The organism is Rosistilla ulvae (assembly GCF_007741475.1).
In the GTDB taxonomy this organism is placed as follows: domain Bacteria; phylum Planctomycetota; class Planctomycetia; order Pirellulales; family Pirellulaceae; genus Rosistilla; species Rosistilla ulvae.
The window spans coordinates 7,419,717-7,441,741 of sequence record NZ_CP036261.1 but is presented as its reverse complement, the minus strand read 5'-3'; the positions used below and the strand labels follow the sequence as shown (position 1 = coordinate 7,441,741).

At 57.5% G+C, this 22,025-nt stretch carries 14 protein-coding genes; 6 read left to right on the top strand and 8 right to left on the bottom strand.

All coding sequences use genetic code 11. The features are described from left to right. Positions 1 to 8: 8 nt before the first annotated feature. The 8 genes from EC9_RS26185 to EC9_RS26150 all read right to left on the bottom strand — a co-directional run bounded on the left by EC9_RS26185 (position 9) and on the right by EC9_RS26150 (position 7,376). A complete protein-coding gene (locus tag EC9_RS26185) occupies positions 9 to 1,289 on the bottom strand; it encodes a BatD family protein (RefSeq protein ID WP_145348915.1) in 1,281 nt (426 codons plus the stop codon). Further along, positions 1,286 to 1,876 (bottom strand): tetratricopeptide repeat protein, encoded by a 591-nt coding sequence (locus EC9_RS26180; protein WP_145348914.1) that lies wholly within the window; start codon positions 1,874 to 1,876, stop codon positions 1,286 to 1,288. The genes EC9_RS26185 and EC9_RS26180 overlap by 4 nt, the downstream gene beginning before the upstream one ends. 6 nt (positions 1,877 to 1,882) lie before the next feature. Beyond that, positions 1,883 to 2,815, bottom strand: a complete 933-nt coding sequence (locus EC9_RS26175; RefSeq protein WP_145348913.1) for a vWA domain-containing protein — start codon at positions 2,813 to 2,815, stop codon at positions 1,883 to 1,885. Then, a complete protein-coding gene (locus EC9_RS26170; RefSeq protein ID WP_145348912.1) occupies positions 2,812 to 3,849 on the bottom strand; it encodes a vWA domain-containing protein in 1,038 nt (345 codons plus the stop codon). Before EC9_RS26170 ends, EC9_RS26175 begins: the two co-directional genes overlap by 4 nt. Then, positions 3,843 to 4,328 carry a DUF4381 domain-containing protein gene (locus tag EC9_RS26165; protein ID WP_145348911.1) on the bottom strand — a complete coding sequence of 162 codons (486 nt, stop codon included), beginning with the start codon at positions 4,326 to 4,328 and terminating at the stop codon, positions 3,843 to 3,845. Before EC9_RS26165 ends, EC9_RS26170 begins: the two co-directional genes overlap by 7 nt. Positions 4,329 to 4,330: 2 nt before the next feature. Then, positions 4,331 to 5,266, bottom strand: a complete 936-nt coding sequence (locus EC9_RS26160; protein WP_145348910.1) for a DUF58 domain-containing protein — start codon at positions 5,264 to 5,266, stop codon at positions 4,331 to 4,333. Positions 5,267 to 5,274: 8 nt separating this feature from the next. Then, positions 5,275 to 6,234, bottom strand: coding sequence for an AAA family ATPase (locus tag EC9_RS26155; protein WP_145349360.1), 960 nt, complete (start codon positions 6,232 to 6,234; stop codon positions 5,275 to 5,277). A gap of 218 nt (positions 6,235 to 6,452) precedes the next feature. Next, positions 6,453 to 7,376: a metallophosphoesterase gene (locus EC9_RS26150; RefSeq protein ID WP_145348909.1), complete on the bottom strand. Its 924-nt coding sequence runs from the start codon at positions 7,374 to 7,376 to the stop codon at positions 6,453 to 6,455. 500 nt (positions 7,377 to 7,876) lie between these two features. Here EC9_RS26150 and EC9_RS26145 point away from each other — a divergent pair, with 500 nt between their 5' ends. From EC9_RS26145 to EC9_RS26125, 6 genes are all read left to right on the top strand, one after another. Next, positions 7,877 to 11,017 carry a CHAT domain-containing protein gene (locus EC9_RS26145; RefSeq protein WP_145348908.1) on the top strand — a complete coding sequence of 1,047 codons (3,141 nt, stop codon included), beginning with the start codon at positions 7,877 to 7,879 and terminating at the stop codon, positions 11,015 to 11,017. 816 nt (positions 11,018 to 11,833) lie between these two features. Continuing rightward, complete coding sequence (locus EC9_RS26140) at positions 11,834 to 14,101, top strand: caspase family protein (RefSeq protein ID WP_218934466.1); 2,268 nt, start codon at positions 11,834 to 11,836, stop codon at positions 14,099 to 14,101. A gap of 129 nt (positions 14,102 to 14,230) precedes the next feature. Beyond that, positions 14,231 to 14,404, top strand: coding sequence for a hypothetical protein (locus EC9_RS26825; RefSeq protein ID WP_218934465.1), 174 nt, complete (start codon positions 14,231 to 14,233; stop codon positions 14,402 to 14,404). Positions 14,405 to 14,419: 15 nt separating this feature from the next. Next, positions 14,420 to 18,241 (top strand): CHAT domain-containing tetratricopeptide repeat protein, encoded by a 3,822-nt coding sequence (locus tag EC9_RS26135; RefSeq protein WP_145348906.1) that lies wholly within the window; start codon positions 14,420 to 14,422, stop codon positions 18,239 to 18,241. 239 nt (positions 18,242 to 18,480) lie between these two features. Beyond that, positions 18,481 to 20,310 carry a caspase family protein gene (locus EC9_RS26130; protein ID WP_218934464.1) on the top strand — a complete coding sequence of 610 codons (1,830 nt, stop codon included), beginning with the start codon at positions 18,481 to 18,483 and terminating at the stop codon, positions 20,308 to 20,310. A gap of 221 nt (positions 20,311 to 20,531) precedes the next feature. Further along, complete coding sequence (locus tag EC9_RS26125) at positions 20,532 to 21,923, top strand: FHA domain-containing protein (protein ID WP_218934463.1); 1,392 nt, start codon at positions 20,532 to 20,534, stop codon at positions 21,921 to 21,923. Positions 21,924 to 22,025 lie beyond the last annotated feature (102 nt).

Genomic DNA, 22,025 nt, shown 5'->3' with positions numbered 1-22,025 from the left:
CCGCGCCTTCATTCGACGGCGCGAGGATTTAACGCCGGAAGGGAGCGTTGACGATCGCAGCGTCGAGCCGACTGGGAATCGATCGCTTTGCGGAACGCTTGAGCCAGCGCTTGCCCCTGCCACGCAGCCGACCCTTCGCCGCGCTGACCGTAGCGCATGCGATGCAGTTCCGCCGCGGCGGCGAACAGTTCAGCGGAGGGTTGGTAACTTGCAGGCTGAGTATTTTGCCAGTCGGCCCATGCCGCTTCGGCAGCCGTGGCATCGTTGCGATGACAGGCTCGGATCAGATGTCGCGCGGCGACACGATCGGCGGGATTCAACCGCTGCCACACGGTCATCGTCCAAGATTGAATCCGGTCGAACTGCCAGACCACGAGTCCCAACAGCGCGATGCACAGAAACGCAATCAACACGATTCGCATCCGACTTGGTGGCGGAGGAGGCGGGGGAGCTGGCTTGGGTGCGGCAGCCACTTCGAATGTCACCGGGGGAAGCGTCTTGGTCCCAAACTCTTCTGATTTCGGATTCCACCAGATGTATTTGATTCCTGGGATGGTGAGCGTCCCCGCTACTTTGAGCATGTAGGTGATCGTGTCACTGCGCGTCCCGCTGAACTCCCCTCGCTGAGTCTTGTCGTCGACGGTCGGTTTGCCGACGTAAACGCTGATTCCTTCGGGAGCCGTGGTGGGTGGCGGAGCGAGCGCCATGCCTGATGTCTGTTGGGCGGTCTGAGCGATCGTGCGCCGGAAGACATCTCCCTGCTTCGCCGATCCCGGTTCGGGAGTCCACGTTTCGCTGATCGCTAGCTTCCCAGTCGTCACCAGAAAGACCGACTCCGGCAATCCCGGTGGCCGCTTGATCTGCAGATCGGTCGCCGGCACCTGTTCCACATGTTCTTGTTGAGGACCGGTGAATCCGTCGCGGTGGGTGAAGCGGACTTCAAACGCGGGAACCGTGACTTTTCCGGCTGCCTGCGAGAACAACGCGAACTCGTGCGTTTGCATGAACCACGACGTGTCCCCCTTTTCCTCCGACGAGACGACCGGGCTGCCGACCTTGACCAACAGGGCTCGGGGAATCTCGGGGATCGAAAAACTAGCGGCTCCAACAAACGGACCGTTGCCGCGCAGCTTCACAAAAATCGGCAGCCGCTGTCCCATCCAAGCCTCTTTGTCCGGCACGTCGATCGAAACGGGATCGCCATCCGCCGCCGGCGCCCCGGCGGCAAAGGGCATCGCCCAGAGTGCGATCACGGCCAGCCCAAACGTCATCCCACGCGGCACCTTCATTGCGTCTCTCCTGCGTCTTGTTCCGCTTGTTGGAACGCGAACTTCGACCTCAGGAAATCGGCCGGTTTGGTTTGCACTTGGCGCAACCAGACCGCTTGAACCGTAGCGTCCGACGCCGCTTGGTCCCCCGCGATTTCAGTCTCCTGTCCCTGATCGTCCTTCTTTTTATCGAAGACGATCTTGTCGGCTCCAACCTGCTGATCGCCCAGATCGCCCCCTTTCAATTCGAGCATCTTGGCTCGCGCGGCGGCGAGGTCGCGATTCTCTAGCGCCTGCGTCCAATCGGGGCGTTGGTCGATCGCTTGATCATAACTGGCGACCGCTTTGTCGTATTTACCCAACATCACCCAACAGTTTCCTTGGTTGAATTGCGCTTCGGGCGTTGCGACGCGAGCAAACGATTGAGTCGCTTTTTCGAATTCCCCCGCGCGATACCAAGCGACTCCCTGCCGCATTGGATCGTTGTAAACGGCCGCTGCGTCGGCAAATTTTTCCGCTTGCATCAAGCGATCGCCATGCTGATCGCCGGTCATCCAAAGACCGATCCAAGAGATGGCGACCACCGCAGCTCCGGTTTTCCAAATCATCACGGGCTACTCCTTGGGCTGCGAAGATTTTTGACGTCGAAACGATACGGCGACAAACAAAGCCAACAGCGGCGTCAACCAATAACCGGCCTCCTGCCAGCGGTTGCTCTCGCCCGAGACGCCTGCGGCGGCGCGACGTTGAGCGAAGCTGAGGATCTTTTGGATGTCGTCGTCTTCGATCGAAAGCGATTCGACCGAACCACCGATCGCCGCAGCGACGTCGCGAAGCGTTTTCGTCTCCGCAGAATCGGGATCGGTCAAAGCAAGGAACTCTATTGGCGGCGATCCGATCGAACGATGGGCTTTGGCCACTTCCGACGGATCGATCTCTGCGGCATCGGCGACGACCAACAGCGAGCCACCCGATCCCTGTTCTCGCAACAAGCCGCCCGCTGCCGCGATCGCCAAATCCAATCGATCCCCAGGAACGGGCATCACATCGGGGCTGATCTCCGCCGCCATCTCACCGATCACGGCGGTGTCTTGCGTCGGCGGAAGGACCAGGTGGGCCGAACCGGAATAAGCGAGCAGTCCCAACGGATCTCCCTTGCGCGCCTTCGCTAGATCGACGATTTTCAGTTGAGCACGCTCCATCCGAGATGGCGAAGGGTTGGTCTTCAACATGCTCTCGCCCGCTTTTAAGACGATCACCAAGGGCGGTGCGTCTTCGGCGAATGGATTGGGTTCCAGTTTCCAGGTTGGTCCTGCGATCGCGATCGCAGCGACGATCCAAGCGGCCAACATCGCATAACGCAGCGGATCGCGTTTCGCATCGCGATCGTCAACCAATGCTTCCAACAGATCGGGGTCGATCTGTTGCCGCCAACCGCGCAGCGGATCGAGCTGTCGCTGCCAATACCACCAGACCGCAATCGCGATTGGAATCATCCCCAGGGCAAGTGGGCGGACGAAATGCAAGTTGTGCAAGAGTCCCATCATCCGTCGACCTCCAAACTGCCAGTGATCGGATTGACGTGGACCCTTGTCGTTTGGGCGGCCAGTTCCGGCGGAGTCCGGCGGGAGAGGGCGGCGGCAAACTTGCTGGCCATCGAAAGCAGCAGCGCCACCGCTAGCGGCACGTAGTAAATATCGGTGCGTGGGCGATGGCTGACCGTTTTGACTTTCCGAGTTTCGATTTTGTCCAATTCGTCGTAGATCCCCACCAAGCTCTTTCGATCGGCAGCAAAAAAGTAGGACCCGCCGGTGGCCGAGGCGACGTCGCGGAGCGCTTGTTCGTCCAACACATCCTCGCCGACCGTCGTCGGATCGCCGATCGCGACGGTATGAATGTGGATGTCGCGTTGCGCCGCGACGCGTGCCGCTTCGATCGGCGGAATCTTGCTCTTGGTGTCGTTTCCATCGGTCAGCGCGATGATCGTCTTCGCCTGCGCATCGCTCTCGTCAAACAAACCAACTCCCAAACCGATGGCGTCTCCCAACGCGGTCCGCGGCCCCGCCATGCCGACTTGGCATTCGTCCAACAAGCGACGCGATAACTCGAGGTCGGTCGAAAACGGAGCTTGCAAATAAGCCGCGTCGCCGAAGACGACTAACCCGACGCGATCTCCCTGACGCCGGTCGAGAAACTCTCCCAGCACCTCTTTGACCGCCGCCAGCCGATCGACTTTCTGACCGCTCTTATTCGTAAAGTCTTTTTGGTCCATCGATCCCGACAGATCGACCAACAGCAGAAGATCGCGCGTTGGCAGTTCCTTGGTGATCGGCGGCTCGATCCACTGTGGCCGCGCGGCGGCGGCGAGGACCAGCGTCCAAAGAATTGCTGGCAGAATCCAACGCGTCGGCGCTGCCGCAGCGATCACGGCAACGGGACTGCGGGACATCGCTTCGGCAAGGCGATTGCCAAACGGAACGCGTACCGATACTTGTTGTGACTGGCGTGGCGGCAGCAACGCGCGCAACAACCACGGCAGCGGAAACAGCAGAAAAACCCAGAGGTAGTCGAAGGTCAGCATCCGTGGCGGTCCTCCGGCAATGAGTTCGTGGCGGCCGGAGTCTCGTGCGTTTGAATCCAGCCGCTGGCGTATTCCCGTAGCGAATTCAGTTCGCCGGTCGTTTCCGATTTGCGATAGATCGCCGATGCCAATTGCTCGCGGACCTGGGGCGGCATCGGCAGTGGAGCGGCTTCGGCTAACCAAGCCGCCCAACGATCACCGACCAAATCCGCGATCTCGCTTCGCGGTTGGATCGCCAGCGAGGTTCGACGCAAGATCTCCGAAATGGCCGCCGCGGAATCGGCCGACTGCAATTCTTGCAATGCCGCCCGCCGATAGCGATTCGCTTGCCAATGACGCCACGCGCGATAGGCAATCGCCAACACGCCTGCGGCGACCAGGATCATCACGGCGTACCAGCCCGGAGCCGGCGGCCACCAAGGGACCTCTGGCGGAACGACGATATCGTGCAAACGGTCTAGGCTAGTTGCGTCGTCCATCGTTACCGTGATTGATTGCCAAAGAGGGATCGGATCTGCGGAGCGACGGGCGAGGCGGTGGAGATCGGCAACACCGGGACTCGCAAGCCGTGAAAGATCTCTTTCCAATGATCCAGCAGCCGTTGAAACGTGGCTTGGAATTCGTCCCGAAAACCGGGGCTGTTCGAGATTTCCCAAACCCGGCCGCGATCATGGGCCAGCATTCCTGGAGCCCCGTTGATCGAGATCCCCAGCGGATCGTAGACCGCCACGATTAAGACATCGTTGTGCGCCGCCAACCGGCTGGTCAGTTGTTGCGTTTGGTCGTCGGCACCGTCGAGATCGCTGATCACGACGACCAAATGATCGTGCTTCACGACCTGCAGCGCATGTTCCAGAACGGCGTTCAGTTGGATCGGTTGATTGCCGGCATCGGTTTCGTTTTGCTTGGCGCTTGGATCTGCTAGCTGACCGTTCAATCGGACGACTTGGTGGAACAATTGCAGCACGCGATTTTGGCTGCGATGCGGACGCACCTCGGCGATTTCGTGGTCGTTGAATACCAGTCCACCGACGCGGTCGCCACTGTCCAAGGCACGCCAAGCTCCCAACGCCGCAACCTCTGCCGCCGCGACCGACTTCATCGCCCGGCGGCTGCCAAAAAACATCGGCGACCGTTGATCGACGACCATCAAAACGGGCCGCTCGCGTTCTTCGGAATAGACTCGGACGTGGGGCGATCGCAGCCGTGCTGTCGCTTTCCAGTCCATCAACCGGATGTCGTCCCCTTGGTGATAATGACGCAGTTCTTCGAACATCAGCCCCCGTCCGCGCAGCCGCGAAGCGTGCCGACCGGCCAGCAGCGAACCGACCGGCTGGCGAGGCGTCAACGAAAAGCCTCGCGCATCGGCTTTGAGCATCATTAAGTCTTCGAGCGTAATCGTCACCCGGGCTTTCATCGGCTGGCTCATACAGGGACGACGTTCTTCAACAGTTCTTCGATCACTTCGACCCGCGTAACCCCCGCCGCTTCGGCTTCGTAGGTCAAGTGGATGCGATGCGCCAAGCAGGCAGCGGCGACGGCGCGGATATTGTCGGGCGAGACGAAATCCTGCCCCTGCAACCAAGCGTGGGCCCGCGCGGCGGCGTCCAGTGCCAACGTTCCCCGCGGACTCGCTCCCAAGCGAATCCATCGCGCCAGTTGATCGCCGTACTGCTTCGGATTCCGCGTGGCGAGGATCAGGTCGACGATATACTTCTCCGCCGGCTCGGCGACGTGCACCGCATAGACCTCTTTTCTGGCCGCGAAGATCACATCTTGCGACAGCGGTGCGATCGGCTCAGCCGCTGCCCCCGACTTTTCGCCGCGGACCAGTCGCAGGATCGCGGTTTCGTTGTCGCCGACCGGGTAATCGACGCGAACGTACAACAGGAAACGGTCCATCTGGGCTTCGGGCAGCGGATACGTCCCCTCTTGCTCGATCGGGTTTTGCGTCGCCAGGACAAGGAACAACTCGGGCAGCGCGTGCGTCTTGGCAGCGACGGTCACCTGGCGTTCTTCCATCGCTTCGAGCAGCGCCGATTGGACCTTTGCCGGAGCCCGGTTGATCTCATCTGCGAGGATCAGATTGCCGAAGATCGGTCCGGGTTGGAACTCAAACGATCCGTCCTGCTCGCGGTAGATCTCCGATCCGGTGACATCCGAAGGGAGCAGATCGGGAGTGAATTGGACGCGGCCGAAATCGCTTTCGACAAGCTTCGACAACGTCTTGACCGACCGAGTTTTCGCCGTGCCGGGAAAACCTTCCATCAGCACGTGCCCGTCGGCCAACAGCGCGATCAGGATCCGTTCCACCACTTCCTGCTGGCCGATCACCGCCGCATTCATGGCAGCGGAAATTTTCAGAATTGCCTCGCGCGGCTCCATCATTCACTCCATGCATTTCCAGAGAATTCACCACCCGCGCCCCGAAGAGACGTACTTCAATGGAGCGGCGTGTTTGCGCCTCGACTTTGGGGCTTCGAGGTTGTCAGTTTAACGCCCCACCGCGCGGTGGCTACAACGACAGAACAATTTATCGATATGGATTCGCAACCGGTGCCGAGTCGCATTCAATTTTGCAGCAACAACGACGTGCGGCAGACCTATCGCGCGTCGGACGTCGTCTCGAGTTCGATCTTTTCTGGGACGTCGTCCATTCCCCAGTATCGATGTTCGATTCCGGTCTCAAGCACCGTCACGATGCGAAAGCCCGACGGGTCCTTCCCCAGCGGACGGCCGACGGGACCGGTGGTGATCATTTCCATCGATCCGGCGGTGCCGTAAGCGTTGCGGTGGTAATGTCCGGCGAAGACCGCGCGGACATCGGCCTGCTTCAGTTGGGCCAGCAAAGGGGTACGCCGCTGCAGCGGAATGTTGAAGTATTGATCGGGCTCATCCTCTTCCGCCAGAAAGAGCGGGTGATGTTGAAACATCAGGATGTGTTTCGCCTTTGCCGCGTTTGCTTCTTGCAGTTGTTGCTGGAGCCACGTTTGCTGAGCGGCCAAGACCTCGGGAGCCCCTTCGAGATCTTTGAGGACGCTGGAGTTGAGGACGATGTTGCAGACACCGCCGACCCAAAACGAAAAATAGTCGTCGCCAAAGTTCTCCTTGTAACGGGCGATTGACTGGGCAGTAGGTCGGTTGCCGACGTCGTGATTCCCACACACGCAGACCAACGGGATCTCCGCATCGACTTGGGAAAAGTCGCGATGGTACTGGGCTACCTGTTCGCGATAACGCGGATGCTCTGGCGTCGCATTTGTCAAATCGCCACAGACGATCACAAACCGCGGCCGCAGGCGGTTGATATGCTCGACAGCCCGGTGCACCAGATCGACCTCTTGCTCGAACCCCTTGTTGCCGCTGAAGAAGCCATACTGCGTATCGGCCATTTGCATAAAGAAGAACGGCCGCTGCCACGTTTGTTCCTCCTCGCGATCGAAGGCTTTAAACGTTCGATCGGCCGCCTGTTGAAATCGGCCGGTGGACGCACCGGCAAGTTCCTGTGCCGAGCAAAGATTCGCCATCGGTGTCGTGATAACGAGCGGTAAAAGGATCAAGAGTTTCTGGTGGATTCGCATTTAGATTGGGCCTGTGGATGGGAAGACAGACAACGGTCACAATCGCTGCTGCGCCGAATCGGAGCACCACCTAGGCTGCGGATTCTACAAAAAGAGAGGGGAGCGAAACCTATGGGGTTCCCGCGCGGGCTCTGTAACCTGGCAGTTTTTGACGACGAATACAGATCTTACGCCAGCGTCGAAAGGGGAGCAAACAGTAGCGTGTGGTGGCAACGATCCGCCGTCACGCGGATTAGCCATTCCCTGGGGCATCTGCAGATCAAACGCCAACATCGAATCGTTGGTACGATGCGGCATGACCGCCTGCGCCGACAAGGCATCTGTTGGAATCGGGAGTTTCTGGAAAGAATGCTGTCCGGATCGATCGCGATATCGTATCTCCATTGGACGAGGATCGTTGCGAGTCGCGGTGTGCGCGGAGAACAAGGGATCAGAGAGGGGCTGCAATGAATCACTGCAAAATTTGGAGTTTGGGATTTTTATCCCTGCTGACGATCCAAACGGCGGCCGGGCAAGAGGATCTCGCGATCGTCTTTCGCTTGGGCGACAAGGATGTCCAGTTGGAGACGTTGCCGCGCGCGGAAGCGCTCGATCAAAACAGCGGGGCGCTGACGATCTGGAGCCAGAACGGGATCGATCGATGGGTGATCGGTTCGCCCGATGCAACCGCTCCATTGGCTGCGGCAACGCGATCGTTCGACATCCAGATGACGCGGGATTCGAATCCTGTGGCAGCTTCCGCAGATGCCAACCCCAGATCTTCCTTGGACCAGATCGTGGGGCAGGTGGTGATTCGCGGGGAGGGATTTTTGACGCCCGCCCACGGAGGCCGGCATTTGGATGGAAAGCTGACTCTGCGTCGGCGGCCGCAACAAGGCGAGATCGCTTTCCCCCAAGACTCCATCACAATCTACCAGGGGAACAACCCATTACTGGAAGTCCCGCTTGCCGAAGGCGTCGCGAAGTTGTCGTGGGCTGAAATTCCCGATCTACCGCAGCAGTTCGCCGACGGCCTGCCGCCGGGCACCTATTCGCTGCGATACGCCGATGGCAAGAACAATACGTCGTTCACTGTCGAAGATGAAGAGACCGCCCAGTGGATGTTGGCGCGATCCGAGACGCTGGCCGACCTGCTGGGCGAATCATCGCATCCGCTGGTTCGCGTTCTCACGATCGGCGAAATGCTGTCGGCGATCGACGAGGATGGAAAGCCCAAGCCTTATCTGTGCGATGCGTTGGATCTGACCGAACAAGTCTCCAAAGAGGATTGGGCGCAGTACCTTCGAGAATGGAACGACAGGATTCTCCGCCAGTTAAAAGGAGAAGAGCCCGCGTCGACGCTCGAACAACCGACGGGGATCGCCACGATCGACGAAGCCCGGTCCTTGATCTTGCAGAATCGTTGGCAAGAAGCGACAGCGACGCTGCAACCCTTGCTCCAGGAGAGCGAGGACCGACGTGCGCAAGGTCTGGCGAATCTCTATACCGCGACGATCCTTTCGGAGTCCGCTGCCGACACAACCGCTGCGGCATCGGCGGATGAACATTTCGCGAAAGCAATCGAATGCCTGCAAGAAGCCCCCGCGTCCGACCGGTTTCGCGCGCACAACAACTATGCCAACTTCCTACTGCTGCGTTCTCAAGACCGCCTGTACAACTACGCCATCCAAGCTGCCTCGGGTGTCAGCAGCCCGCTGTTGCTGTCGGTCGGCCAGTGGCAACAGGCACGCGAACAATATGAGCAAGCTCTCCAACTTGCGGAGTCGCTGCCGCCGGGACAGATCGCGGCGACGCAAGTCAATCTCGCCCGAGCCTACGTGCTGTTAGCCGACATCGTCCAAACGCTGTGTCGCGATGAAGCCGAACTCAGCAGCGTCGGCCACGATCGGATCGTCGAATCGGCTCGGCAATCTGCCGCCGCAGCTAGCGAGAACGATCCCGACGCGATGACTCGAGGTGCCGCGGCGGAGATCCTCGCTCACTTAGCCTTTCGCGATGAAGACGCCGATACATGCCGTCGCCATCTGCAAGACGCTCTGAAAGCTTACACAGCGATTGGATATCTACCCGGAATCGAAAGCGGATACCGAACGCTCGGCATGATGAACCTGCGTTTGGGTTCGTCGGCGGCAGAGCAGAACCCTGCCGATACGCCTCTGAACTCGTTGATGATCTCTCAATTGCTCACCGAAATCTTGCGAGAACGGTTCGACAGTGGTCGAAGTGGTGCGATGCGATCGGGGTTCTTTGCACGACGAGCCTATGTGAACGAACAGATCGTCGAACTGCTGATCCAACAGGGCGATGCGATGGAAGCCCTGCGGTTTGCTGAACTGGGCAAAGCGCGTTCGCTGCAGGATGTACTGATGTCGAAAAACCTCGACGCGTCCGCGGCGATCGACGACAACGGCCCGGAACTCGACGAGCTACTAGAACATTGGCCCGATGACGTGGTGGGGCTGGAGTATTTTCTAGGGAGCGAAAACAGCTGGGTCTTCGTGATCGCCGCGGGAGAAGTTCAAGCCTTGCCGCTGGTCGACGGCGACGGCAATCCGATCGCTCCCAGGCAACTGATCGCCGAGGTCACTGAGTTCCTGCAGGGGATGAATTTCACGGCCCAGCAAATGTTGGCTCGATACCAATCCGAGGGCCGCTTCGACAGCAGCTGGCAAGACGCATTGGCAGACTACTATTCGATCTTGATACCGCCGTCGATTCAAAATCAGCTGACTGCCGCCGAGACCGTTGTGATCGTCCCGCATCACGTGCTGCACTACTTTCCATTTGCCGCGTTGGTCACCGAGGTGGATGTTCACAAGGCGGATGGATTCGAGACGGTGATGCCAAAGTTTTTGATCGAACAAGACCTCGCGATCACCTACGCCCCGTCGTTGGAATCGTGGGCACTGTTCCGCGATCGCGATCGACGGGTTCAGAAGGTTCACGCTATCGGGATCGCGGAATTCGAGGGTGCGGCATCGCTGCCCGGAGTGGAACAGGATCTGAAAAATCTGAAGGAACACTTCGGCGACCAAATGCAAACTTTCGTAACAGGTGATCAGGCTTTGGAATCCGAAGTTGTGAAGCTGCTGCATCAACCGGGGATGCTCTTTGCGGCGACGCACGGAATGAATCATGCCGATGCGCCGATGTCGAGCTTCTTGTTGTGCCATGCCGATGAGGTCGCCGACGGGCACCTGACGGCATCCGAAGTGTTCGCCAACGAAGTGGGAGCGGACGTGGTGGTGATGAGCGCCTGTTTTTCGGGCTTGGCGGATCGGTCGCCGTTGCCCGGCGATGACTTGTTTGGTTTGCAACGCGCCTTCTTGTCCTCGGGTGCCAATTCCGTTGTCTCCGGCCAATGGGACGTCTACGACGCAACCGGCCCGCTGCTGATGAACGCGTTCTTCGCCGAACTGAATCAAGGGATACCGGTCGCGTCGGCACTGGCTGGAGCTCAGCGATCGTTTCTTCGCGATCGTCGCATCGGCGGCCGAAAAGAGGTTTGGATCCACCCCTACTTCTGGTCTGTCTATACCGCCGCGGGAAGCGACCTAGTCCGCTTCGATGCCAAACCAGAACGCTAGCCGTTGAGCGCGTTGAATAACGGGAAGCTTGGACCGCAGTCAGTCGCTCGACTCATCTCAAAAAAACAATCATCCCGGCGCTTCCAGTCTCCCTGTTTGGAGTGTAGTATCGATTCACTCGGGCGAGTTGGTGGTTGTGGTTGCCGCCGGCGGGCGGTGACGCGGGCTCTTGCATTTCCAAGAACCGGCGTACAGCAGGAAGCAACCAGGCTCTAAGACGAAAAGCAGGGACAGGCATGATCGTGGGGTCCGCGATTTCGTCGCTCGTCGCGCAAAACGACGCTGATTCCGTCCGAACCTCGAAACGGCAGAGCTCCCTTCGCCTTTGGGCAGGGGACAACTTTGGCGGCCAACGCTCTTGCCGCCGACTGGTTTCTCCCACCTTGCTGCTCTACTGGACGCCGAAGCAGCTTCGACGTTTGTTCCGCATCAGGATGCATCCCAATTACGTCCATCTTTTGGCTTGCCGCTCTCCCGCGAAGCAACCATCTTCGGCGCTTGAGCCAAAAGCATCTTCAAAAATTTCGTCCGGTTTAAGCGACAGTTCAGCATATACAAGCCGAGGGCTAGCCGCTGCGCGGCCTCCCTTCGCGACGGGCAAGAAGAAGGTTTGTGGTTTTGTATAAATTTGAAAACGTGTCATTTCCTTCAGTCAACCAAACGTGCCGGGCTGCCAATCAGCCTGTAAACGTGTCGAGAAAGCTATCGATCGCCGCGGTGCCGTTCGCCTGGCTCGCATTCTTGTTTGGAGACCGACGCAGCGGGGTAACGGCGGGAGTGTCGATGCGTTGCGATAGGTGTCACCTGCAGTTCGCTTTGCCCTTGATCTTTCTGTTGCTATCGCCGTTTGCCTCCCTGGCAATCGCCGAGCCCAGCGATCGCCCACGCTTCGCCCTGCTTATTGGCGTTGGCCAATACGAACATCTGCGCGAAACGCTGGATGGTTGTGAAAACGACGTGCGGGCGATGCAGCAGATGTTGCAAAGTCGATTCGGGTTTGCCGATTCGGACATCGTCACGCTGCTGGACGCGGAAGCCAGTGGCGCCGCGATTCGCAAAGAAATGGCGCGGCTGCAAGAACGCGTCTCCAAAGTCGACAGCGGCCAGACGCCCGTCGTCGTTTTTCACTTCAGCGGCCACGGTTCCCAGGTCCTCGACCAACCGTCGGGCGACCCAGATTGCGATGAAGAGGATGGACTCGACGAGACGTTGGTTCCCTACGATGCGGTCCAACAGGGTGGCGAACAAGACATTCGCGACGACGAGATCTATCGATTTGTCGACAACATCTGCCGCGATGGGCGAGCGAAAATGTGGATGGTGTTGGACTGTTGCCACAGCGGCACGGGGGCCCGCGGGGTGACGAAGGTCCGCAAACTGCAACGCGATTTGCGTCCCGAACCGACAACCAAGAAACGTCGAGTTCAAGCGAAACGGCTCCCCGCCGGGGCTGTCTTCCTTTCGGCCTGCCGATCGATGGAGGTCGAACCGGAATACCACGACGGCGACAAACCGTATGGGCTGCTGACCCGGTTCCTGGTCGAAGTCCTGAATCAGGAATCGGCGGTTTCCAATTTGTCGTACGACCTGCTGCGCGAAGCAATCGTGGCTCGCTATCGCAGCAGCGGTTCGGTGGCTCAAGCCCCAACGCCTACGCTGGAATACGGCGACCCAAATTCGCTCAAGGAGACGATCATCGATGGCGTCGGGCTCGACCGTCCCTCCATCTGGCCCGTCCAAGCGATACCGGGCGACCGCGAGCAAGTCTTGATGACGGCGGGGATGCTGCACGGGGTGACGGCCGGATCGCTGTTCGAATTGTATGAATCCCCCGATTCGGCTCAGTGGGATGCGACGCCCAACGCCTCCAGCAACGGAGATTCGATCGGCTGGCTCGAGGTCGAAACGGCTGAAGGTGGTTCGGCGACGTGTCGAGCCTTTCAGTGGCAAGACCAGCAGAAAACGCCGCTGCGTCTGCCCGCTGATTTTCGCAAAGCGTTTGCGATCGAGCGGCACCATGAACATGGCGACGCGATCCTGAAGATCCGCGTCGTCAGATCGCTCGACGCGGCACAGGACAGTCGCCCGCTGACGAGCGACGATGCTGACCTTCCGGAGGTTGTGCGGACGTCGCTGCTGTCCGCCGTGCGAGGACAGGAATCTCCTTGGCTGAAATGGGTCGGCGGCGAATCAGCTTGCGATTACCTGCTGAGGATCGATGGCGATTATGCAGCCATCTTCCCGGCAACCGGTGTGTCGCACATTCCAGACGTTGTGGCAAAGGACCGCGACGACGAAGTGCCGAAGAGCTTGATCGGCGGATGGGGGCCGTTTGACCTGCGACGCGGCAGCGAAACCGTCGCGCAACTGCAAGACTCTTTGCGGCGGATCACTCGAGCAAGAAACTTGATCGCGTTGGCCAGTCGCCAGGAAACTTCGACATCGGGCCTTCCGCAAGGCGGACAGTCACCGGTTGACGTCGCGTTGGAACTATTGACTGTCGAAGAAGCTGACGCCGACTACAACATCACCCGATCGAGCGTCTGGGAACCCGAAACATCCGACATCGCTCACTCGGCAAAATTGGTGATGCACGACGGCGACGAGTACGGTTTTCGCATCATCAACAAGGAAACAGCGGGGAAACCGATCTACGTGACGGTGTTGCACGTCGACAGCAACATGGGCATCGACCAAATCCATCCCTGGCAACCCGAAGCGGGAGCTGCGGCCGAAGGCGAACAGAAACTGAAACCGGGCGAATCGCTGGTAGTTCCTGGTTACTTTGTCTGCAACGGCGAAGAGGATGAGAAACCGATCTACGGCTCGCGATGGGCGATCGTCTTAGCTACCCGCACACCCAATCGGTTTCATCTATTGGCCCAAGGCGGCTTGCCCGTAACGCGAAACTCCGCCTCACCGCTGGAGACGCTGTTGCTGGAACAAACCGAATTCAAGACGCGCGGCGGCTTCGGTCGCCGACGGCGTCCCAGAAATCAATACGACGATTCTTGGGGAGCCACCGCGGTTCCATGGCAAGTGGTCCCGCAACCTCAGCAGTTCACTATCGGTCCGGCCGAATAGGATCACCCCGGCAACGGACCGCTGCAAACTTCAGAACATACAAACCGCTTGTCGCGTGCAAATTGGAATACGACGTCGCAAAGCGGTAACAGAAAATAGAAATCGAAAATAATGAAAACCGGACACAACATGATGCCATCTACGCAGCGGTTGATCGGAAGTTTGACACTCGCCTTCACCGCGTTCCTGCTTACTCCTGCATACGCCCAACCGGTGATCGGGATCGACGAAAAATCGGCAGCAGCGATGCAGCAATTGATCCAGGCAGCTCAACCATTTATCGCCCCCGTTCACTTCGTGTGAAATTGGAGATCGTCCATGTCGATGAACTTGCCGTTCCGCTTGAATTTTTTGCTGTGGCATTTCGCCTGTGTCTTTGCTGTCGCCGTGTCGATTTGCCTGAACGCAACAGCATATGCGCAGCTGCGTGAAGTAGAAAGCGCTCCATCGCAAGAGAAGATGGAGGGATTGATGCAGCAGGCCCAGCAGCACTATGAGAATGGTGAACTGGGCACTGCGATTGAAACGATGCAGCGGTTGCTCACCATGCAACGACGGGTTGCTGGCGGGGCGAGTGTCGACACCGCTCAACTGTTGGTAATGCTATCGGATCTTCAGCGACAAAATGAGGATTTTGCTGGTGCCGAGACATCGGCCACCGAAGCGTTGCAAATCATCGAACCAGCCCTCGGGAAAAATGACTGGCGAACCGCAGAAACTCGATTGCATCTCAAGGACGTGCAAATCTATCGGGAACTTACACCCAAACAACGCGAGAGCCTCAAGCAAGCCGAGGAATTGCGTCAAAAACAACGGAAATTTGAAGAGGCAGGAGACTATCTTAAAGCGATCGATTTCGGCAAAAAGGCACTTGAGATCGAGCGTTCGATACTCGGGCTTGAGCACCCGCAGACTGCCGAAACGATGGGATCGTTATCGCTGTCGTACTCCACAATTCACGATTTCCAAGCCGCCAAACCCTTCGCCCGCGAAGCGCTTCGAATTCGCGAACTGTTGTTTGGTGATGAACATCCCGAGTATGCCGACAGTCTTGTTGCTTGGGCCACTCTCGCTACAAGCCGTGGCGACTATCAGGATGCGATTAAAAGTCTAGAGAAGGCGTTGGAAGTTTACCAACAGTCTTTCGGCGAAGCAGATCTGAAAGTACTGCAAACCTTAGATGATTTAGCAAAGAACAACGCATCGATGGGCAGGTTCGATGAAGCTGTAGCGCATTACGACAGAGCTCTGAACATTGCGGAACGGGCAGTTGGAAAAATGGCCCCCGCATACCAACTCATGTTGAATAATCTTGCCACCGTCTACAGCGACCAAGGACACTACCAAAAGGCGGAGCTCGTTTACAAGGAATCGCTCGCCCTGATAGTACAAAGCCAGGGCAAACAATCCTCCAGCTATACCTATTGTTCAAACAATCTTGCCTCGCACTACCAAACAATGGGCGCCCACCAAAAAGCTCGCAAGCTGTACGAGGAATTGCTGTATCTGCAAGAGCAAGCTGGTGGAAAGTCGCACCCAGCGTATGCTTTAACCCTTAGCGACTTGGCGAGTCTGTGCTCGCTTGAAGGCGACTTTGAGCAAGCTGAAGCATTGCTGCGACAAGCTCTCGAATTGTTTGAAAGTCGTATTGGGGTGCAGCATCCGACCTACGCAACGTGTCTCGGCAGACTGGCTGATCTGCGATTAGCTCAGGCCGATTTTGTTGATGCTGGACGGCTTTTCCAAAAGGCACTCGAAGTTCACAAGCAGAGCTCGGGCGAAGGTTCGCTCGAATACGCCAGGAGTCTCAACAATCTTGCCAGCTTCTATTCATCTATGGGGGATGAGGCCAAAGCAGTGGGTTTGTATCGTCAATCCAATACAATCGTCCGAAAAATCCATGGCGATGAACATCCCGACAGTGCAATCAGCGCTTCCAACCTTGCCTTGTCATTGGCTTCCATGGGCGAAACGGAGAAGGCAGATGCCACATTGCAACATGCGTTGTCTGTATTCAAAGTGAACTTTGGCGAATCGCACCCAAAGTATATTCAAGCACTTGTCAGCCTCGGGCGACTCTGTCTCGATGCCGGTAAATACGAGCAGGCGAAAACTCATTTGCAACATGCGCACGACTTGGTCCTAGAAGTATTTGGGGACGAAAATCATGAATATCTTAACGTGATACGCGAGTTGGCCAAGCTTGCCTTCTGGACCGGCGATTTTGAGACCGGTCAGCGGTTGCTTCGTCAAGCCATTGAGACTTCCACAACCATCTCAGGGGAACAACATCCGCAAACCTTCGGATTGCAAAGCGATCTTGCGACACTGTTCTATGCCCGCAAAGACTTCGCGCGGGCTGAGCGATTGTTTCGAGACAGCCTGCACGCTGCCCGTGCCGGATTGGATACCGCCGCGATGATCCAGTCGGAGCGTCAGCAATTAGCGATGGCCGCTAATATCCGCGTTCAACTGGACACGTATCTTGCGATGGTCGTTGATGCCGAACAGTATCAGACGCGAGCATTTCGCGAGGTCCTCCGTTGGAAAGGTGCAACATCGGTGCGGCAACAGCAAATGCGAACCGTTGCCGACGATAAGGAGCTGGCGCCCTTATTCAAAAAACTTCAGCAAACCGCCACACGTTTGGCTTCGTTGTCGCGGATCTTCCCCGAACCAGAAAATCAAGATTCGTGGAAGCGGCAAATCACAGAGCTGACGGCGGAGAAAGAGCGGCTCGAGGCGGAATTGAGCCGGCAAAACGCAACGTTCCGCAATGCCCAAGATCCCGTGACGCTGGAGGATTTGCTCACCGCATTTCCGCCCGACGCAACGCTTGTCGACTTCGTTGAATACTCCCGCCCCAACCCCGATGAAGTCACGAACAAAGACCATCGTTGGGTTCGCAGTTTAGTGGCATTTGTCATCCGGAAGGATCAACCGATCGCATTATTCGACCTCGGCCCCACCGCTCCCGTCGTCAAAGCGATCGACACTTGGCGACAATCGTTTGGAACTTCCCGCGACGGAATTGCGGCGGGACAGAGCCTACGCAAAGCGATCTGGCAACCGCTGGAAAAGCACCTCGAGGAGACCGAACTTGTATTGGTTTCGGTCGATGGTGTTTTAGGGCGACTTCCATTGCAGGCACTGCCGGGGAAGAAACCGAACACGTATCTGGTCGAAGATCATCGCCTTGCGTTCATTCCCGTCCCCCAACTGTTGCCCTCGTTGGTCGCTGGCCAACCTCCTGAGCCAGCGGCAAACAGCCTGTTTGTGATGGGCGACGTGAACTACGACGCCGATTCGAACCAGGCAGAAAAAATCGCATCGAATTCCTTGAGCACAGCAATGGTTCGCGGATCCGATACATATTTCTCCAACCTGCCGGGAACGGTCGGCGAAATCGCGACGATCCAATCGGTGTTCAGCCAACAGGCAGATGCGAGTTCCGCAGATGTGATGTCGCTTGGTCAAGACGAAGCGACCGAGCAAGCGTTTCGCGAGGCGGCATCACAGTATCGCACGTTGCATCTGGCGACTCACGGATTCTTCGCCGCTGCGGATAAACAATCTGCGTTGGCGAGCGACGCAAAACGCACGGGCGCGCAATCAGTTGCGTCGGAGCGAGATCAGATACTTCGTGGCTTCAACCCTGGATTGTTGTCGGGATTGGCCTTCAGTGGTGCGAATCGAAAACCGGAACTGGACCAAGACGACGGCATCCTCACCGCGGATGAGATCGCTGCGCTGCGTTTGGATCACGTCGACCTCGTCGTCCTTTCCGCATGCGAAACCGGACTGGGCGAAGTTGCGGGCGGCGAGGGTTTGTTGGGCGTGCAGCGATCGTTTCAAGTTGCCGGTGCGCGATCGACGGTTGCCAGTTTGTGGCAGGTTGGCGACGTGGCGACCAAGTTGCTGATGGAACGCTTCTATCGCAATCTGTGGGAAAAGAAGATGAGCAAACTCGACGCGCTGCGTGAGGCTCAGTTGCATCTACTCAATCATCCCGAAGAAGTGCTGGGCAACGAGGCATTTCGCGGTGACCGCCGCGTCCGCCCAACAAAAAACAAAACGCAACCCAACCGCCTATCGCCCCAATTCTGGGCAGCGTTTTCACTCAGTGGAGATTGGCGATGAATCGGCTCAAGCGACTAGCGAGACATTTTTCAAGTTGGTTGCGCACCCTAAAACGCAATGATTTCTCGGCCGTTGGCGGCTGGGCAAGCGATCGAAGCCAAGGTCTGAAATCTGGTGACGCCAACATGTATCGATCGGGGCTGAAGAGAAAGGACTGGATCTTGCGACAGAAAATTCTGCTTGGTGCATACTCGGACTCCGTCAAGTGTTACTTGCCCAACAGAAAGCAAGGTATCGAGATGAGGCAGATAGAACACCGCAGCGTCGCTCTCATCAGGTCGTGTATCTGCAACGTCATCCTGTTGGCGTTGCTGGGCGGACTGCCTTGTAACGCCGACTCACGGCGCGGTGGTGTCAAACCGCTCCGTTATCGGCAACAGCATGCGGTTATCGTTGGCATCAACTACGACTCGCTCGATCCCGACTCGCAGATCGAAGTGCCGCGTCTGGAGACGGCGGAACAGGATGCCCAGGCTGTTCGCGACATGTTGGTCGATCACTACGGATTCGCTGACGACAACGTGCATTTGCTGCTCGGCCAGGATGCCACGCTGCAAAAGATCCGCAGCCAATTCGGTTCCGAATTCTTGGGTGATCCTTCGATCGTGCATGAAGACGACAGCGTGCTCGTTTTTTACGCCGGACATGGCGTGCGACAGCAACGGTACAGCCAGAAAGAAGAGGCATACGTCGGGATGCTGTATCCATCGGACCTGCACGTTATCGAAGGGAAAGGTGTCGATCCCGTCAGCTGCTTGCGTATCGATGACATGATGCGAATGCTGCAGGACTACTGCTTGGCGAGACATAAACTGGTGATTCTGGACAGCTGTCATTCGGGCGAGGTGTTCAATTTCCACAGCTCTCGATCGGCGGGAGTGAACCGCGGACTGCGTGAAACGTTGTTCCATGCCCCGGCTTTGCAAGCGATCGCAGCCGCGCAAGCGACACAAGTCGCAGCGGACTCTGTAGGTGCCAGCGATCATTCGCCCTTCACCAGCGTGCTATTGGATGCGTTGAAACATGGCCCCGGTGCGGAAGAAGATCGAAGACTGTTCACCGCCAGCGAGCTCTTTGCATTTATTCCTCGCCGCATTCGACAATTGGAAAACGTTCGGCAAGATCCCCGAGGCGGCTGGCTTGACGGCGAGGGGGACTTCTATTTCTTCCCCACTGGGTTGGAAGTCGGAGCTGCGGAGATGCAGCTTGCAACATCCGCCATGCCTGAGCCAGTAGTTGCTACCGTCCCTGCGGGCCAATCGACAAGCGGCCGTTCCTATCGGTGGTTTTTGGTCGGTATCGCGATGTTTGTGTTCGCGGCGACGGCTTTGCTGCTGCGTCGAATGACATCGCAACCAACAACCACCTTCGCGTCGACACAGCCGCCGATCAACACCGCCCAACCCTTCCCCTTCACCCCGTCGTCGGCTGATGTGACAACTCATCCGACGACGCCGGCAGTTCCTGTTTCAGCAGAGGAAACGAAGAAGTGCCTTGTCTTTGTGGCGGGAGCTAACTGGGAAGCCCATTGTGCGTTTGGACCGGAAGCAGTTTTTGGCCGAGACCCGAATTGTTCCTTTACGCTTCCAGGAGCTTCAAGAAACGTCAGCAACCAGCACTCTCGCGTGACCATCGATCGACAGAACCAATCGATCGCACTCGAAGACTTGAACTCTCGCCACGGTACGACCGTCGACGACCAGCCCATTTCCGGGAAGCGGCAATTGAATTCGGGCGAGCATGTGGAACTGGCTAACGAAGTGCGATTGTTGTTTCAAACCGCAAACGCCGAGAAGCAGCAATTTGCTTGGTTTGCCACGGGCGAAGGAGCAGAGGAAACATCCCGTTGGTGTATCGCAAGCGAAGATCGGATGCCGCTGGCTTTAATTCTTCGCGATTGCGATCGATCCGCATTGCCGGAAGAAGCAGAGAACTCTGGGTTTATCGTCGATTCGAAACAGGAGATTCGCTGGCGGATGAATCTGGACGAATCGAATGATGAGGGGCAATCGATAGGCGAACAACAGAATTTTCTCCTCGGTGAATTATCGATTGAGGTACACAGTTGATGTCTGCGTCCCTACCTGCCGGCGAAGCGATTTGCCCTCATTGCCAATCGGAAAACAAAGCTGACGCTGTCCGCTGCGTTCAATGCCGGAGAGTGCTGAAAATTGAGATTGGTCCTACGGCTGAACCGGAACAAGACGGCACCGACCAACCGCAAACCTGTTCTCATTGCGGCGAGACAAACCCTGCAGACGCGGTGCGATGCTCGGGTTGCCGCCGAGTTTTGCAATCGAATTATGGGCCGACCCAAGAAGGCGATCAGACACAAAGCGCTGCAGCGATCGGGCCCGGCGCTAGCCCGCTGCCAGCGTTTGACATCCCTACCGTATTGCCGCCGAAGCAAGATGAACTGCCACCCGCAATCCGCAAACACCGACTGGCGTTGATGCTTGCAACGATCGCCGTGACCGGATTGCTGGGATTTGCGTTTCGCATTGACCGCACGGCTCGGTTGCAATCGTGGTCGGACGATTGCGAGCAGGCGTTCTCGAATTCCGGCGAAGCGAGTTCAACGCACTGGACCACGCTACCGTCGGGTCTCGTCGAACGCGTCAAAGTTTATCTGGTTGCGGATTCCCCCGGCGACATCCAGGTGGCGAGTGATTTGGCAAATCGTTTGCCGTTGGAAATCGTTTCCGAAGAAGCGATTGGAATCCAGCAATGGCGAGAAGCGACATATCCGCAAATTCAAGAGAGTGGCGGCAACCATTTGAGTGTCGTGATAACAAACGACTCGGCGCAACTGCGTTTGGCCGTGCTGTACCAGATGCGAACACAGCGTCGTTTGCCCGCGTTTGAGTATGTGGCATCGCTAGGCATCATGGATCTATATGGTCCGATCTTGCTATTGTTCTCGCTCTGTTCGGCCTTCGCTTACGGCGTCGATGTTTGGAACATTCATCAGTATCGCAACCAACGCCGAATTGCGTTTTCAGGCTATCAAGCAAAACGGGCGCAATGGTTGTTTCAGGTTCAGACGCACATGGCGCGTGCCGAACAGGCAACTGCCGGTGGGGACATCGAGACCGGGAAGCATCTGGCGAACGAAGTCCTTCGCGTCGCTCCTGGCTTTCCCGACGCGGTCGCGCTGTTGGCGGAACAGCAAAGCCCGTCCGATGCATCCTCCAGCGAATCGCAAACTTCGGCCAATCGACTCTTCAGTCAACTGTATCTGCAGGTTGCCGGATCCCCATACGCATACCATGCCCCGCGGAGTGCAAAAATCGTTCGGGTCGGTCGTCAGCGTCGCAAGCCGGGCCAAGGGCCCGAAGAAGGAAACGACTTTGTGATCCGGGTCCCCGGTTCCGAAGCGAAAACTCGCAAGCTTAGTCGGCAACATCTCGAAATCCACCGAATTGGAAATGACTACTTCGCAATCGACCGAAGTGCAGCGGGCACCCATCTCAACGGTCGCCGACTCTCCAACGATCAGGCCTCACTATTGGCAACCGGCGACCGACTGATGATCGGCGGCGTCTTAACCCTGGAAGTACTGATTCGCCGCGAAGAATTTATCGGAGCCTCTGCCGTGCAAACCGAAGTTGAGATGACGCCTTACAACAATCCAGGAATTGTCGTGGACGCTTCGGTTGGTGATCTGGTCACCATTGAATAACGAGCCCTCGACAAACCAAACTTGAAATCAATGACTTGAACAACTTTGACAAGGTGAACATGACTACTGCAACGATGCCCGACAAACCTGATTTGGATAACC